General features: G+C 73.4%; 10 protein-coding genes and 1 riboswitch. Of the genes, 3 read left to right on the top strand and 7 right to left on the bottom strand.

Annotation, left to right across the window (positions count from 1 at the left end; all coding sequences use genetic code 11):
* Nucleotides 1–98: 98 nt before the first annotated feature.
* A complete protein-coding gene (locus VGL20_19930; protein ID HEY2705958.1) occupies nt 99–1,028 on the bottom strand; it encodes a DUF5996 family protein in 930 nt (309 codons plus the stop codon).
* A gap of 20 nt (nt 1,029–1,048) precedes the next feature.
* Nucleotides 1,049–2,158 carry a lysylphosphatidylglycerol synthase transmembrane domain-containing protein gene (locus VGL20_19925; protein ID HEY2705957.1) on the bottom strand — a complete coding sequence of 370 codons (1,110 nt, stop codon included), beginning with the start codon at nt 2,156–2,158 and terminating at the stop codon, nt 1,049–1,051.
* Between the two features lie 116 nt (nt 2,159–2,274).
* On the opposite strand from VGL20_19925, the gene VGL20_19920 reads away from it, so the two are divergent.
* Nucleotides 2,275–3,324, top strand: coding sequence for a phosphatase PAP2 family protein (locus VGL20_19920; protein HEY2705956.1), 1,050 nt, complete (start codon nt 2,275–2,277; stop codon nt 3,322–3,324).
* Here VGL20_19920 and VGL20_19915 read toward each other — a convergent pair whose 3' ends face one another.
* Both VGL20_19915 and VGL20_19910 read right to left on the bottom strand, forming a co-directional pair.
* Nucleotides 3,325–5,517, bottom strand: a complete 2,193-nt coding sequence (locus VGL20_19915) for an EAL domain-containing protein (GenBank protein HEY2705955.1) — start codon at nt 5,515–5,517, stop codon at nt 3,325–3,327.
* A 191-nt stretch (nt 5,518–5,708) separates the two neighbouring features.
* Nucleotides 5,709–5,912 carry a cold shock domain-containing protein gene (locus tag VGL20_19910; GenBank protein HEY2705954.1) on the bottom strand — a complete coding sequence of 68 codons (204 nt, stop codon included), beginning with the start codon at nt 5,910–5,912 and terminating at the stop codon, nt 5,709–5,711.
* Nucleotides 5,913–6,263: 351 nt separating this feature from the next.
* Here VGL20_19910 and VGL20_19905 point away from each other — a divergent pair, with 351 nt between their 5' ends.
* Together VGL20_19905 and VGL20_19900 are read left to right on the top strand one after the other, a co-directional pair.
* Nucleotides 6,264–6,575 (top strand): hypothetical protein, encoded by a 312-nt coding sequence (locus tag VGL20_19905; protein HEY2705953.1) that lies wholly within the window; start codon nt 6,264–6,266, stop codon nt 6,573–6,575.
* A 146-nt stretch (nt 6,576–6,721) separates the two neighbouring features.
* On the top strand, nt 6,722–7,195 hold the full coding sequence (locus VGL20_19900) for a hypothetical protein (GenBank protein ID HEY2705952.1): 474 nt from the start codon (nt 6,722–6,724) through the stop codon (nt 7,193–7,195).
* An 80-nt stretch (nt 7,196–7,275) separates the two neighbouring features.
* Here VGL20_19900 and VGL20_19895 read toward each other — a convergent pair whose 3' ends face one another.
* From VGL20_19895 to VGL20_19885, 3 genes are all read right to left on the bottom strand, one after another.
* Nucleotides 7,276–7,659 (bottom strand): hypothetical protein, encoded by a 384-nt coding sequence (locus VGL20_19895; GenBank protein HEY2705951.1) that lies wholly within the window; start codon nt 7,657–7,659, stop codon nt 7,276–7,278.
* Nucleotides 7,660–8,600: 941 nt separating this feature from the next.
* Nucleotides 8,601–9,170, bottom strand: coding sequence for a hypothetical protein (locus tag VGL20_19890; protein HEY2705950.1), 570 nt, complete (start codon nt 9,168–9,170; stop codon nt 8,601–8,603).
* Nucleotides 9,171–9,323: 153 nt separating this feature from the next.
* A riboswitch (cyclic di-GMP riboswitch) is annotated at nt 9,324–9,398 on the bottom strand.
* Nucleotides 9,399–9,547: 149 nt separating this feature from the next.
* On the bottom strand, nt 9,548–15,370 hold the full coding sequence (locus VGL20_19885; protein ID HEY2705949.1) for a diguanylate cyclase: 5,823 nt from the start codon (nt 15,368–15,370) through the stop codon (nt 9,548–9,550).
* Nucleotides 15,371–15,523 lie beyond the last annotated feature (153 nt).

Below are 15,523 nucleotides of genomic sequence, written 5' to 3'. Positions count from 1 at the left end.
CCGAGCGTATGCGGGCCTCCCGCCCGCCGCCACACCCCCGCGGGGGAGCGCAGGGGTGGGATCACCCCGCGGCCGCGCAGGCGCGGGCTGGCCGGGGGCTAGCCGGCTCGCTCCACCGCGGCCCGGTCCCAGCCGGCCAGGTTCGCGGCCGCCTCGTAGGTGGTCTGGAGGAACCGCAGCAGGGCCGCGTCGGGGTCGGCGGCGCGCCGCATCTCGTCGTAGGGCAGGAGGAACTCGCCGAGGTCGGGGTCGTAGCGGGCGGCGGGCACGTCGAGCGGATGGTCGCGGAACCCGTCGGGCTCGGGGTACGCGTAGGCGTAGAAGGCGGCCTCCCTCCCCATCCCTCCCGGCCAGAACCCGCAGCTGCTCACCTCGTGCGAGTACGCCTCGGTCATCACCCAGTCCGGGCAGTTGGGGACGCCCCCCGGATGCGGGGGGGCGGGCCGGCCGGAGAACCGCGTGACCGCCATGTCGCACCCGCCCCAGAAGAAGTGGACCGGGCTGGCCTTGCCGACGTACCGGGCGCGGAACACCTCCAGCACCCGCTGGGCCTGAACCAGGACCCGCCAGAACCGCCGCGCCTGCTCGGCGTCGAAGGTGTGGTGCACCTCGTCCTCCGCGAACGGGATGGCCACCGGCACCTCGACCGGCCTGGCGTGGATGGCGACCGGCAGGTCGAGCTCGCCCAGCGCCCCCATGACCTGGCCGAAGAAGCCGGCGACCGACAGCGAGGGGCCGAGCCCGACGGTGCGGCGGGCGCCGCCGGCGGTGGTGACGACGAGAGTGCGGTCGAGGAGGTCGAGGTCGATCTGGAAGCCGCGGGTCCCGTGGTGCATCAGGCCGGTGGTGAGACCGCGGGAGGTCACCTGGAGGGTCACGTTCCACCAGTGGTTCAGCCGCGGCGTCGAGGCGAGCTTCACCTTGCCGACGATCTGGGTCCACATGTGCAGGGTTGCGTAGGTGTCCTGCCACTCCTCGAGCGGCAGGGCCGGCCACGCCTCGCCGGTGCGGAGCGGCGTCGAGGGCATCACCGGACAGTACCAGGGCGTCACCGCGGCGGAGCAACCGCCCGAACTCGTGGACACCGCCGCCGGGCGACCATCCAGGTGATCGCTCCACCGAGCGCGATCGGGAGCATCTGCAGGTCGATGATCAGCGACACCGCTCCGGCGTGCGCGGCGCTGACGCCGGCGTGCACCAGCACCCCGGCCATCACCCCCTCGCGAAGGCCGACACCGTTGACCGAGGCGGGTGACCAGGTCGCGACCAGGGAGATCGGCAGGGCGACGGCGAAGACCGTGGGCGGGACCACGACGCCCACCGCGTGCGCGAAGGCGACCAGGGCCAGCAGCTGGCAGCCCCATCCCAGGAGCGCGATCATCAGGCACATCACGATCGCCCCGGTGCGGTGGCGGATGGCGTGACAGCCGTCGCGGAGCGAGGCGACGACCCGGGCGCCGCGGGTGGCGAGCCCGCCCCGCCTCCCGGGACGGGCGGGAGCCGACGGCCGCGCCGTCAGCACCAGCAGCCAGGCGACGACGATGCCGGCGACATAGGCCGCCGCGGCGGCGAGGACGGGCACGCCGAACACTCCGCGCAGGGTCACCGCGCCGGCGAGCCCCCACACCGCCATGCTCAGAGCGCCGGCGAGCCGGCTGCCCAGGATCGATCCGATCCCGGCGCCGCTGCCCGCGGCCCGGCAGGCGTTGACGGCGCGGACCGCGTCACCGGCGGCGGCGGTGGGGAGGACGTGGCCGGCGAACACCGACTGCGCCTGCCAGGAGGCGACCGAGCGCCAGAGGATGCGGGTGCCGGCGCCGCGGAGGAGCACGCCCCACTGCACCACACCGGCGGTGAAGGTCAGCACGGTGAGGGCGAGGCCGGCGGCGAGCCATCCCGGGCTGGCAGCGTGCACGTCGCGCGCGGCGCCGCCGAGGTCGGTGGTGCGCACCAGCAGGAGGATGCCGAGGGCGCTCCCGGCGACGCGGGATCCAGGGTGGCAGAGGACGCCACGGAGCGTGAGCGTGGACGTGGAGATGGGTCGCCCCTCTCTCGGAATGTTCTGCGCGATGGCGCCGGCCGACCGTAGCACGGGCGCGGCGAGCCCCCGAGACGGCCCGGTGACACCACCGTACCGGTGCGCGGGGCCCGCCGCCATGGAGGAGTTCACGGGAGTCGGCGCGACCGGTTTGAAACCGTTCAAGTGTGGAATGATGCGATCGACTGGGATGGTGCGAGTGAGGCACCCGATTCCGAGCTCCTGGGGGACACGCGATGGCGGTGCATCCGGCCCGCGTCGACGACCTGCCCGGCTGGCGCCGCGACCCCACGGGGGCGGCTGCCGGCGCGCAGCCTCGTCGGAGCCCGGCCGCCGTGGTCGCGAGGGTGCGACCGGCGGCGGCGCTCCGGCTGGTCAACGCCGGGATCGCGGTCTACGCCGTCGCGTCCGTCGCCCTGGTGGCCACCCACCGCGTCGGCCTCACCTCCGAGCACGTCATCCTCCTCGTGCTCGTCGCCGCGGGGCTGGTCCCGCGTCTCCGCGTGGTCGTGCGCGACTGGGTCCCCTTCCTGTTCATCGCGGTGATGTTCGAGGACCTCGGCGCCCTCCAGCCCCTGGTGGCAGGCAGCGTGCACGCCGCCGGCCCCGCCATCCTCGAACGCCGGGTCCTCGGGGTCGACGCGGCGCCCTGGCTCCAGGCGCACCTCGGCGGCCTGGTCGGCGCGGTCTGGTGGCAGCTCCCGCTGGTCGGGGAGTACCTCGTGCACTTCCTCGCCCCGCTCCTCGCCGGGGGCTGGCTCTGGTGGCGCCACCGTGCCCGCTTCGAGGGCTACGTCGCCGCCTACACCCTGGTGATGGCGCTCGGTTTCGCCGGCTACCTCCTCTACCCCGAGATGCCGCCGTGGCTGGCCGCACAGCATGGCCTGGTCCCGCCGGTGGGACGGGTGGTGGTGTCCGTCCTCGACCACCTCGGCGGCTTCGGCGCGCTGTACTCGGGAGCCGACCCCTTCCCCAACGGAGCGATGCCGTCGCTCCACGTCGCCGTCCCCATGGTCATCGCCCTGACGATGATGGCCGGACAGCGCCGCCGGATCAGCCGCCTCTGGCTGCTCTATCCGCTGACCATCAGCTTCGCCGTCGTCGACCTCGGCGAGCACTACGTCAGCGACGTTGTGGCCGGGCTCGCCCTCGGCGCCGGCTGCTGGGCGGTGGTGGAGATGGTGTCCCGGCTCGCCGCCCGCCGCGCCTCCGTCTCCGCGGCCGCGACCTTCGCGCCGTCTCCGCCGAGAACATGCGAGGGGCACCGAGGACCGTTCGAGGCGTGATCATCCGCGGGCGGTGAGGTCACCCTCCGCCGGCCACGTCGACGCCGCCGCCGGGGTCCCCCACATGAAGCCCTGGGCGAGATCCACTCCGAGGTGCCGCATCAGCGAGGCGGTGGTGTCGTTCTCGACCTCCTCGGCGATCACCCGCGCTCCGCTCGAGGCGGCGAAGGCCACCAGCGCCCTGATCGCCGACCGTGGCCCGACCTCGCCGGCGTGCCGGGTCAGGGTGCCGGCGATCTTGATGAACTCCGGCGTCGCGACCGAGAGGACCTCGAAGGTGGAGTGGCCGGTGCCCACGTCGTCGAGGGCGAACCGGAAGCCGTGGCTGCGGTACTCCATGATCACCACCCGCAGCCGCTCGAGGTCGCGAACCGCCTCCCGCTCGGTGATCTCCAGGACCACCTGAGCCGGCTCCCGGCCGGCCCAGCGCAGCAGCAGGAGCATCTGGTCGACGGCATGGAGCGGGTCGAGGAGCACCGACACCCCCACGTTGAGGAAGAGCGCGGTCGAGGCGGGCAGGCCGCGGCACCCCAGGAGCGCGGCGCGGCGGCAGACCCAGTCGAGGCTGCGGCCCTCGCCGATCCGGTCGGCGGCCGCGAACAGCCCCTCGACCCCGATGTCGTGGGGCCCGTCGGTGGGACGGCCCAGGGCCTCGTAGCCGATCACCCGCCCGTCGCGAAGGCCGACGATCGGCTGGAAGACGGAGACCATCCCGTCCTCGCGCAGCAGGCTGGGCACCAGCGTCTCCCAGCGCACCTGCTGCGAGCCGGTCTCGTTGACCGCGGGCGCCGCCTCGAGCCGGTCACGCCCGTTCCGCTTGGCCCGGTACAGGGCCTCGTCGGCGGCGATGAGGACGGTCGCAGCGTCCGCCATCGCCGGGCCGGTGGCGCAGCCGATGCTGATCCGCGCCTGCCCGTGGGGCAGCGCGAGGCCGTGCATCGCTCGGCGCAACCGGTCCCCGACCTGGACCGCCGCCTCGGGGGCGGTGTCGGGGAGGAGCGCCGAAAACTCGTCACCGCCGCTCCGGGCGACCACGTCTCCGTCGCGCACCGCCATCCGCAGGGCGGTGGCGATCGCTCGCAGAGCGGCGTCCCCGGCCTCGTGGCCGTACCCGTCGTTCACAACCTTGAGGTTGTCGACATCGATGGCCAGGATGGCGAAGGACCGGCTCTGCGGGAGGGCCAGCAGGCGCTCGAACTCCCTGCGGTTGGGGAGGCCGGTGAGGACGTCGGTGGCGGCGATCGCCGCCAGGCGCCCCGCGCTCTCGGCCAGCTCGCGCTCCGCCCGCCTGCGCTCGCTGATGTCCTCGACGATGGCGACCACCCGTCCCGGCGCGCCGCCGGCGGCGGGAAGGTGGGAGGCGTTGACGCGCACCCAGCGCACCTCTCCGTTCTTGCGGATCCACCGCTTCTCCACCTGCCCGTGGCTGCGCCGCCCGCTGGCCACCTCCTGGGCGAGCCGCATGTCCGCGCCGGCGTCGTCGGGATGGGTGAAGTCGATGATCCGCATCGTCGTCAGCTCGGCCTCGGTGTAGCCGGCGAGCTCCTGGTAGGCGGGGTTGGCGCTGATCAGCCGCCCCTGCGCGTCGGCGACGCTGACGCCGATGGAGGTGGTGTCGACGATGGTGCGGAAGCGCTGCTCGGAGGCGCGCAGCGCCTCCGCCTGGCGATCCAGCTCGAAGCGCCGCCGCTGGCTCTGGGTGGCGATGGCGCCGACGGCGACGCCGACCAGCAGGACGATCCCGGATCGGAACACCAGGCTGCCGCTGTCGAGGGGGAAGCCGAAGTAGTGGTGCCGGGCCCAGGTCAGCAGCGCGAACCCGGTGGCGAACCCGGGCGCGAACAGTGCGGCTCCGCGCATCTGGTAGAGCGCCGCGGCCTCGATGGCGACGAAGATGTAGATCGCGAAGGCGGAGCTCGACGGGTCGTCGGCGGAGAGCAGCACCCAGACGGTGCAGGCGAGGAAGTCGAGGACGAGGGCGGTCAGCGCCAGCGGTGCGGCCCACCGGCCGCGGCGGCGGGCCACCGTCACGATGGCGTTGTACGCCGCCATGGCGAGGACGGTGCCGATCGCGGCGGTCCTGGACACCGGCGGCGGCTGGGCGAGGCCGACGCGGGCCAGTGCCAGCGCCATCGCCACCCAGCGCAGTCGCTCGACGGCGCTCCGCGCGGTGTCGGTCTGACGCTCGTCCACGTCCTCCCCCTGCTGGATTCGCACGAGCAGCCGGATCTACCGGCTCATCCTCGTCGTCCAAGGCGGGGAGGTGGCGGAGCGCCACCGCTTCGCGGCACGACCGTTGCGGTGCCGCATCCGACGTGACGGTGACCGGCCCTGGGGCCGTGGCGGGTGAGCCCGCCCCGGCCCCGGACCGATCGTGCGCCGAACTAGGCGGCGCGCACCTGCCCGGCCCGCGGGCCCTTGGGGCTCGCCTCGACCTCGAACGTCACGGCCTCGCCGCCGCTGAGGCGGTCGAAGTCGAGCGTGCTGTCGACGCTGCTCCGATGGAAGAAGTACTCCTGCCCATCGTCAGCGGCGATGAACCCGAACCCGCGGTCGGATGCGACCTTCTTGATTGTCCCGTTGGACATCTTGTGCTCCTGCCTTCCCGAACTCTCTGAACAACGCGCGCGTTCCGTTCGAGAAGGCGGAGGAGAGCACGGGCAATCGGTCGACCCAGGGTGGGCCGTCGCCGGGTCACTATACACGCGGACCGCCCCCCGCGCTCGGAATCCGAGCCCCGGGCGGGGTCGGAGGACGGCCTGCGCGCGTTCCGGAGCCGCCTCGCCGGCGGGTTCGCGCAACCGCCTCTGTCCCGGCGCCGCCGGGCGGAGTGTTCCACAGCGGTCTCCCAGGAAGTCCACCGGCGGTTCTGAGGGTGTGACCGCACTCTGATGCCATGGCCGGCGGACACCGGCAGAGAAGGCTCGGAGGCACACACCATGGACCCCATCACCGGCACCACGCAGGACCCGCAGCCCAACCGTTCGTCGCGCTTCGGTCTCGGCCGGCGTGGCGCCGCCATCGCCACCGCGGCCGGCCTGATGACCGGGGGCATGCTCGGAGGCTACATCGTCTCCCATGCGGCGACGGCGAGCAGCACCGCGGCAGCGACCCCGGGAGCGAGCGGCAGTTCCGCGACCACCGCACCCAGCGGCACCTTCCACCCCAACGAGGACGCCACCCACGAGGCCGGCGAGAGCGCGGCGCGCGAGGCCCAGGAGAACGCGGGCCAGATGCCGACCGTTCCGTAGGTCGCGGCGTGTGGGGGCCGGCACCGGCCGGCTCCCGCACCGCCCACGGATTCACAGCCGATTCTGAGGATACTGCCAGCCCACCTTGAGGGTCGGGCGCCAGGCTGGAGACGCCACGCCCGCGCGCCAGCAAGGAGGATGTGCCCGTGAAGCACGACGACGACCAGGAGACCCCGCAGCCGGAGGAGCCGTCGAGACCGGCCCGGTTCGGCGGTCTCAACCGCCGCACCGCCGCCGCGACCACGGCCCTCGGCCTCATCGCCGGCGGTGTCGCCGGAGGAGCCATCATCTCGCACGCCGCGACCTCCTCCACCACGACCACCACCACGACCACGTCCACCGGGACGGCGCCGTCGGGCACCACCGCCCCCTCGGCGGTCACCACGCCGCCCGCCGCCGCCGCCTCCCCTGGGGCCGCCACCTCCAACGAGGACGCGACCCACGAGAAGGGGGAGAGCGCGCAGCGCGAGGCCGATGAGGCCGCGGGCCGGGCGCACGTCGGCGGGCCCGGCGGGGCCGGCCATCCGAACGAGGATCCGGCCCACGAGAAGTCGGAGAGCGCGCAGCGTGAGGCGCAGGAGACCGCCGGCACGACCCCGTCCCCGAAGCCTGGCGGTTAGCCCGACGGGCTGGCGTCGTGAGGGACCGCCGCCCGCGGAGGGCGGCGGCTCCCCGATCTCACAGCGACCACCGCGTCGGCTCAGGGGTCCCGTCGCACCAGGAGCACGGAGACCGCCTCGACCCGATCCGCCACGTAGCTGTTGCGCAGGCCGCGCACCTCCTCGGCGAGCCGGGGAAGGTGCTCGTGGCGCAGCTCCGGGGCGTCGCCGAACCGGCGGATCCACCGTCCGAACAGGTCCTCGACCTCCGCCTCGCAGAGAACCTGGACGGCGCGGTTCGGCAGCTGGCGGCGGATCAGGTCGACCCGGTTCTCCTGGCGTTGCCGGAGACGCTCCCCCAGCTCGTCGAGAGGGCGATCACCGTGGGTCAGCAGGATCTCGGCGACGTCGTCCACGGCGATCCCGGCGACCAGTCCGACGACGTCGAGGACGCTGACATCGGGGTCCTGTGGCTCAGCTGCCATGGGCCTCACCTCCTGTCGCGCTCACCGGTCGGTCGACAACGCTACACGGGTCCCCCCGCTTGCGATCGTCATTACAGATCCGTTATGATCACCGGCCCAGGCCGCAGACCCGCTGACTCTCTGAGTTGGCGGCACCCCCCGCTCCGGCCCCGAGAGGAGCCCGTCGCTGGGCCGTGGCGCCCCCCGCGATCTGTCGCGCGGGGGGAACGGCAAGTCCGAAACACCCCGAGCCGGACTGTCCTTCAGTCGTATGAGAGGGCTTGCCGGTCGGCACCCATGGCCTCCCTCCCCCTGGCCGTGGTCGGTCGACCGACAGCTTGCGACGGAGGCAGGCCGGCTCGCTTCGTGCCAGGCGAGAAACACGCAGGTTTCCACAGCCTGATCCACAACACATGCACAGACCTCGTCCGCTACCCTGCGAGCGCGAACTCGGACATGTTCCGGGCACTGTGGCGGTGTAGGAACCATTCCCAGTCGCCGCGCTCGTGGAGCGTCGCACGCCCTCTCATGCGACGCTCCACTCTCGCCTCACCGCGCACGCGCGTCGTTGCGGGGGCAACCGCGGGTCGGGTGCGCCCGCGCCGGTTTCGCCTTGCCATGCAAAGGAGAAGGGCCGGCGTGCGGCCGGCCCTTCTCGTTCGACATCTCTTTCGACCCGGCTCATATGAGTCGGTGTTCGGTGCGAATACCGTGATGTCGTGCACTTTGGCCCCAGACCATCCGCGGAAGGCTCATCGCCCTCCACTCGCGTCCCCCAGTCCTGCGACTGGCGACTGGTGGCCGGGGCCTAGACCTCGCCTCGCCCACGGCGCAGGCGCTGCCAGATGGTTCGCGTCATGTTGGCGATCCCTCCGACGTATGGCCACTGGTTCTCCCCCAGCATGCCCCCTGCGGCCGTTGCCGTCAAGCATATGCAGCATCCCGTCACATCCGGCGCGTGATCACGCCTCGACCACATCGAGGATCCGATCGAACTGCCCGCTGGGCGAGTAGGTCTCGCAGGTCTGGAACTGGGCCACGACGTCGGCCTGGGTCGGGGCCGGCACGCCGCCGGCAGAGGCGTAGCCGTCACGGACGCTCACCACCCGCCAGCTGTGTGCCACGCCCGCGCCGTCGTGGTACACGATGATCGCGCCCACCGCCATGTGCATGAGCGGTGTGAAGACACCGGCGTTGTGACCGACGAAGTAGGTCGGTCCTCCGCTGCAGGGGTCGATTGCCGCCTCGGCCCTGGTCAGCGGGGTACGTCCGGTGCAGTCCCCGTAGACGCCGACGCCGGTGCGCAGCGTCCCATCACCGCTGGTGAGGAAGTTGTGGAGCACCTCCGGTGACACCGCCGGCACCGGCGTCACCGCACGCCGCGCCACCGGTGCGGCGACCGGGACGGGCGTCGAGGCCTGCTGCGCGGCGACGATGACCGGCGCGGGAGTCGCCACCGGCGCGGGAACGGGCGTCGAAGGCGGCGCCGCGAAGTGGTCAGCGTTGGCGAGGGCGAGAGCCCGGGTGTCCATCGCGCGAACAGCGTCGTGACCGGCGGATCCACGGCCGGTGACGCCGGTGACGAGAGTCGCGGTACCGGCGACGCCGGCAGCGGCGACGGCGAGCAGAAGAAGACCGTGGACGGCCATGGCAGCACCCCGTGCTGTCGGCCTCCTTTGGCGACCCTTGGTAACCCGGCTGTCTGCGTGAGACCCGTGGCTTTGCGTCCCCTCCTCGCGAAGGGTTTGCCTTTGTCAGTGGCTGCCGACATCGCTGATCCTAGCCATGACAGGTGACAGCGGAGGACGTTCGGGTGACGGAGCACCCCCGTGATGGGACGCCCGCCCGCATGAGTTGCGACATCGCTCCTGTTGGCGAGTAATACACCGCCACCCACGCCGGTTCGCGCTCAGGCCGCCACCGCGTACGCGGGCCTGCCCAGCGCAAACCCCTGCCCGAGGTCGACCCCCATGCCCTGGAGGAGCGCGATGTCGGCCTCGCTCTCGAGGTTCTCGGCGATCACCTGGCTGCCGCTCATCTCGGCGAAGGCGACGATGGCACGGATCACGTACCGTGGCCCGGCCTCGCGCGCGTTGCCGGTGAGCCTGCCGGAGAGCTTCACGAACTCGGGCACCGCCGCGCTGAGCACGGCGAGGGTGGAGTGGCCCTCGCCCAGGTCGTCCAGCGCGAACCGGAAGCCGGCCTCCCGGTAGCTCGCGAGCACGTCGCGCAGCCGCTGGAGGTCGTGAACCGCCTCGCGCTCGGTGATCTCCAGGACGACGTCCTGCGGGGAGCACCCGCTCCAGCGCAGCAGCAGCAGCATCTGGTCGACGTCGTGCAGCGGGTCGACGAGGTTGGCCACGCCGACATTGAGGAAGAGCGGCACCTGCGGGGACACCGGGCGCCAGCCTGCGAGCACGGCGCGGCGGCAGATCCAGTCGAGGTCGCGCGACTCGCCGGCGCGCTGCGCGCTCCGGAACAGGCCCTCGACGCCCACCTCGGGGCCGTCGCCGATGGGACGCGCCAGCCCCTCGTACCCTGCCAGGGCCCGATCCGCGAGCCGCCGGATCGGCTGGTAGACGGGGTGGACCCGGCGCTCGGCGAGGATGGTGGCGAGCACCGACTCCCAGCGCCGGTTCTCGGAGAGCGCGACGGCGGGCTGGGTGCCGGGGACCACCGCCTCGACCCGGTCACGTCCCGCCCGCTTGGCGCGGAAGAGCGCCTCGTCCGCCTCACGCAGCATCTGGCGCGGCGGAACCGACGCCGGCCCGGCGGCGCATCCCACGCTGATCCGCGCCGGCCCGTGGGGCACCGACACGCCGTGCATCGCCGCGCGCAGCCGCTCGGCGATGTGCACCGCGGTCTCGAGGTCGGCGCCGGGGAGCAGGGCGGCGAACTCGTCGCCGCCGATGCGCGCCACGATGTCGGTGTCGCGAAGCACGCCGCGCAGCACCGGCGCGACCGCGCGGAGCGCCGCGTCGCCGGCCTCGTGCCCGTAGAGGTCGTTGATCACCTTGAGGTCGTCGAGGTCGATGCTGAGCACGGCGGCGGGCTCGTCGAGCGCGGTCGCGAGGAAGCGGTCGAAGAAGCGGCGGTTGCCGAGCCCGGTGAGCGGGTCGGTCTCGGCGATGTCCGCGAGCCGGGCCAGGTGGGCCTGGAGCGCGTCCTCGGCGCGCCTGCGCTCGGTGACGTCGCGGGTGTTGAGCACGATGCCGCCGACGCCGGGGTCGTCGAGCAGCGCCTTGACCAGGGTCTCGGTCTGTCGCCAGGTCCCGTCGCGGTGGCGCCACCGGCACTCCACCGCCGCGCTCGGCGCCGACCCGGCGGCGGCCGCTCGCAGCGCGTCGGCCATGCGCGGGACGTCGCCGCCATGCAGCAGCTCGTCGAGGCTGCGGCCGAGGAAGCGGTCCGGAGGATGGCCGAGGACGCGCTCCAGCGACGGGCTCTGGTAGGTCACCAACCCGCTCGGACTCACGATCGTGATCACGTCCGACGACTGCTGCACCAGCGAGCGGAAGCGCGCCTCGTTGCCGGCGACATTCTCCAGAGCCGCTCCCGCCAGGGTCGCGATGTACTCGGCGAGGTCGACCTCCTCGGGGCCGAAGAGACCGTCGACCTCGTGGTGACCGACGCAGAAGCAGGCGGTGGCCGCACCGGCCACGACGACGGGCGCGTAGAGCGCCGAGCGAACCGAGGCGAGGTCGATGCTCTCACTGGTGGCGCCGGTCTCCGCCGAGCCGATCAGCGGGCGGCCCGAGATCACCGCACGGCGGACGAGGGTGTGGCTGAATCCGGCGTCGAACGAGCCGGAGACGACCGCGGGCTCCTCGTCGGTCCCCTGGGTGACGTCGAGGACCAGGCAGCTCTCGCCGCGCAGCAGGTCGAGGGCGGCGTCGTGCACCGCAGCGAACACCGCCTCGCGCGTGCTCGCCGAGGCGATCCGCCGTCCCACGCCGAGCACCCGCTCGAACCGATCGGCGAGCGAGAGGCTCACCCACCGGCCGTCGTGCGCCTCCTCCTCGGCTCCGCCGCCGGTCATCGCCGCGAGCATGGGCTCGGCGGTGGCGACATCCTCCGCGGCAGCCTCCCACCCCAGCGCCAGTCCCACCCGTCCGCGGGCGAGCAGGCTCTGGGCCCGCTCGTACCGCGCCGCCTGGGTCTCTGCCACCGCGATGGAGGCGTCGAGGAGAGCATGACCGCGGCGCTCGCGACCGGAGAGCACGGCGACCAGGCCCTGCTCGCGGAGCGCGTGGGGCAGGTTGTTCCGGTAGCGGCGCGCCATCCGCGCCGCACCGGCGGTGATTCGGCGGGCGCGGCGGAGCAGCGCCGCCCGCTCGCTCACGGCGTGGGGAGGCAGCGACTCCACCTGCCGGCGGAGCGCCGTCGCCAGCCAGGGGAGCACCGGTGCGACGTACTCCTGGCGCAGACCGGCCTTCCGCACCAGCCGGCGGGCCCGCTCGAGCACCGCGACCGCATCCGAGTGGCGCCCGGCGCGGAGGAGGCGCACCCCGTCGGCCTGGAGAAGCTCGGCGCCGGTGTGGGCGTCGTCGCCCGACCGGTCGCGCGCGGCGGCGATCAGATCTGCGGGCACCTGGCCCTCCGACGCCTTCGACCAGACGCCGAGACTGATCCCCGCCGCCGTCCAGTCGCCGATCTCGACGGCCGCCTCGTGGACGCGACGGGCCATCTCGACCGCTCCGTCGAGGTCGCCGAGGCGGTACAGCGCGAAGGCGATGTGCCAGCGGGCGGTGTTGACCTCCCACTGGTCGCCGGTGCGCTCGAGCAGCCGCACCGCCTCGCGGCAGCGCTCGATGCACTCCCGGTACCGCGTCGCCGCGTAGAGCACCACTCCGAAGAAATGGAGCGACTGTCCCTGTCCCCAGACGTCGCCGAGCCGGGTGCGGATCGCCAGCGACCGGGCCGCGTAGGTCAGGCCGCGCCGGTACCAGGGGAGCATGGTTGCCACCGGGGCGTGCTCCGAGTACGACTGGGCGAGCTCCGGGGTGGCGGGGTACCGCTCGACCAGGTTCATCCCACGGAGGTGGCTCCAGGCGCACGGCACCAGGCCGGCTCGGAACCAGTACGTGTACGCCATGCGGCTGTACAGCCGCGCCGCCACCAGCTCCCGCCCGGAGCGGTCGGAGGAGCGGCGCGCGACCAGCAGCCGGGGGGCGAGGGTGTGGCCGGTCTGCACCAGCACCTCCCAGACGAGGAGCAGGAGGAGGATCGGGGTCCGGCGCGGGGTGCGGCGGCCGAGGTGGCGGAGCGCGGTCTCGCACTCGTCGCAGGAGCTGCGCATGTCGCCGCACTTGAAGGCGAGCTCGCCGAGCCGGCGGTGGATCTCCGCCCGCTGGGTGTCGGTCGCTGCCAGCTCGCGGGCGAGCGCGAACTGGCCGGCGGCGGACTCGTACGCCCCGAGCAGCATCATCACGTCGCCGAGCCCCTCGGCGATCTCGCGCCGCAACTCGCGATCGCCGGCGGGGACCCCGCGCTCGGCGATGAGGAAATGACGCTCGGCGAGCTCGAGTGAATGCCGTCCCCGCGCCAGCCTGGCGGCCGCCACCGCGTGGGGGAGGGCGCGCTCGAGGTCACCGGCCGCCGCGAAGTGGTACGCCAGCTCGAAGACGTGGTCGGTGGCGAGGGACTGGAGGTGGACGGCGGCCGCCCGGTGCAGGGCGGCCCGCTCGTCCGGGGGGAGGCGCTCGAGCAGGGCCTCGCGGATCTTGTCGTGCACGAAGGTGCAGCGCCCCGTCGCCTCGTCGATCCAGACCATGTGGCGCCGGCGGGCGTCGTCGAGCCCGCGCACGGCCGCACCCGACCCATGGCCCCAGAGCGCGACCGCCGCTGCGATATCGAACTCCTTGCCGAGCACGGCGCCGACCGAGAGCAGCCGGACGGTGGGCGGCCCGAGCGCCTCGATGCGGCGCACGATGACGACGGCGGCGCGGCGGGAGGCGCTGAGATCGGCCATCGCGACGGGGTCGAGGTGCCAGCCGCCATCGCCCTCGACGAGCGCGCCGCACTCCACCAGCCCGCGGAGGACCGCCGAGGCCATCAGCGGGCTTCCGTCGCAGAGGCGGGTGACCAACCCGACCGCCTCCTCGGGCAGCACGCCCGCCATGGAGACGACCAGCCGGCGCACGTCCTCGGGCCCGAAGGGCGCGAGTGCGATGTGACGCGACGGCCGCAGCCCGCGCAGCGGGTGGCCGGCGGGCACCTCCTCGGAGCGGAACGCACAGACGAGCAGCAGGCGCGGTGGCCTGCTGCCGCCACGATCACGCCACCAGTGGGTGAGCAGCTTGACGCTGAGACCGTCCGCCCACTGGCAGTCGTCCAGGATCACCACCGCGGGGCGTCCGTCCCGGCCCACCTCGTCGAGGAGGGCGGTCAGCGCCAGGAGGGTGCGGCTCTCGCCATAGGCCTCGGGGAGCGCCGAGGCCTCGTCGGCCTGGCCGAGCGTCACCGCCAGCTGGGGCAGGGCGTCGCAGATCGCCTGGCTGCTGTCCGCCAGGCGGCGGCGGAGCCCGTCGCGGAGCCGCCCGTCCTCGCCGGCGGCGTCGATCACCGCGGCGGCGACGCCGTCGAGGATCTGCAGCGGGCGCTGCGCGGCCTGGTCCATCCCCTGGCCACGGAGCACCCAGGCTCCGCGGCGCCGCGCCTCCTGGGTGAGCTCGTCGAGCAGACGGGTCTTGCCGCCGCCGGACTCGGCCTCGACGGTGACCAGCGCGGTGGCGCCCGCCGCGGTCGCCGCGAGCACGTCGCGGAGGATCGCGAGCTCGGCGTCCCGGCCCACGAAGGCGGCCTCGGTCAGGGTGCGGCGCCGGTCGTGCAGCCCCACCACCAGCGCCGGCTCCTCGACTCCGCGGTCGAGGGCGGCGGCGATCTCCTCGAGGTCGGCGAGCACCGCCGCGGCGCTCTGATAGCGGTCGCACGGGTCCTTGCGGAGGAGGTGCTGGACGACCCCGTCGAGGGACCGCGGCACGCTGACCAGCTCGCGCAGCCGTGGCGGTGGCTCGCTCAGGTGCTGCCGGAGGACGTCGCCGACGGTAGCGCCGAGGAACGGGAGCCGCCCCGCCAGGCAGCGGAAGAGCAGGACGCCGAGCGCGTAGAGGTCGGAGCGCTCATCGACGCCGTCGCCGAGGAGGCCCGCCTGCTCCGGGGAGACATACTGTGCGGTGCCCACCGGCCGGTTGCGGAGGCTCGGGTCCAGCCGGGCGCTGCGGGCCAGTCCGAAGTCGATGAGGGTGGCGCGGACGAGCGGTGCTCCGCCGTCGACGATGATGTTGGCCGGCTTGATATCGCGGTGGAGAACCCCCTCCGCGTGGGCCTCGACCAGCGACCGGAGCACGTCGACGCCCACCGTCAACGTCTCGCGCGCGCTCAGCGCCCGCTCCGAGAGCACCGCCTCCAGGGTGACGCCGGGCACCCTGGGCATGACCATGTAGAGGAGGTCGCCGTCGCGGCCGAGCTCGAGCAGCGGCGTCAGCCCGCTGCTCCGCAGCCTGCCCAGCACGTCGGCCTCGTGCTCCAGCCGCATGGCGGCGATCGACGAGACGCTTCCGGTTGCGGCCGTCTTGATGATGACCTCGTCCCCGGTCCGGCGGTCGCGGGCGAGCGCGGTGTCGATCCCCTGGCCGCGCCGGAGCAGGGTGAGGACCTCGTATCGGTCGACCAGGGTCGGGCGGAGGGTGACCGCGGAGAGGGCGGTCACCGCGCGCTGCGGGTGGAGCACGCGGGCCTCGACATCCTCGCCATCATCACCACCAACTTCTCCGGACGGAATCTCCACCACCGGGTGACACGATGATGGCGACCGGTTAAGGATCGTCACGGCTCCGGGAAAGTCGTGTAAAGCCGTCTTCTCGGCGAGGGGGACGATCGGACC

The sequence above is a fragment of the Candidatus Dormiibacterota bacterium genome (genome assembly GCA_036495095.1).
Classification (GTDB): domain Bacteria; phylum Chloroflexota; class Dormibacteria; order Aeolococcales; family Aeolococcaceae; genus CF-96.
The sequence above is the reverse complement of the archived record's forward strand: the minus strand, read 5'-3'. Positions and strand labels throughout refer to the sequence as shown.

Coding starts and splice junctions, on each gene's coding strand:
- VGL20_19930 (HEY2705958.1), bottom strand. CDS start 1,028: ATGCCCTCGACGCCGCTCCGCACCGGCGAGGCGTGGCCGGCCCTGCCG.
- VGL20_19925 (HEY2705957.1), bottom strand. CDS start 2,158: ATGGCGGCGGGCCCCGCGCACCGGTACGGTGGTGTCACCGGGCCGTCT.
- VGL20_19920 (HEY2705956.1), top strand. CDS start 2,275: ATGGCGGTGCATCCGGCCCGCGTCGACGACCTGCCCGGCTGGCGCCGC.
- VGL20_19910 (HEY2705954.1), bottom strand. CDS start 5,912: ATGTCCAACGGGACAATCAAGAAGGTCGCATCCGACCGCGGGTTCGGG.
- VGL20_19905 (HEY2705953.1), top strand. CDS start 6,264: ATGGACCCCATCACCGGCACCACGCAGGACCCGCAGCCCAACCGTTCG.
- VGL20_19895 (HEY2705951.1), bottom strand. CDS start 7,659: ATGGCAGCTGAGCCACAGGACCCCGATGTCAGCGTCCTCGACGTCGTC.
- VGL20_19890 (HEY2705950.1), bottom strand. CDS start 9,170: ATGGACACCCGGGCTCTCGCCCTCGCCAACGCTGACCACTTCGCGGCG.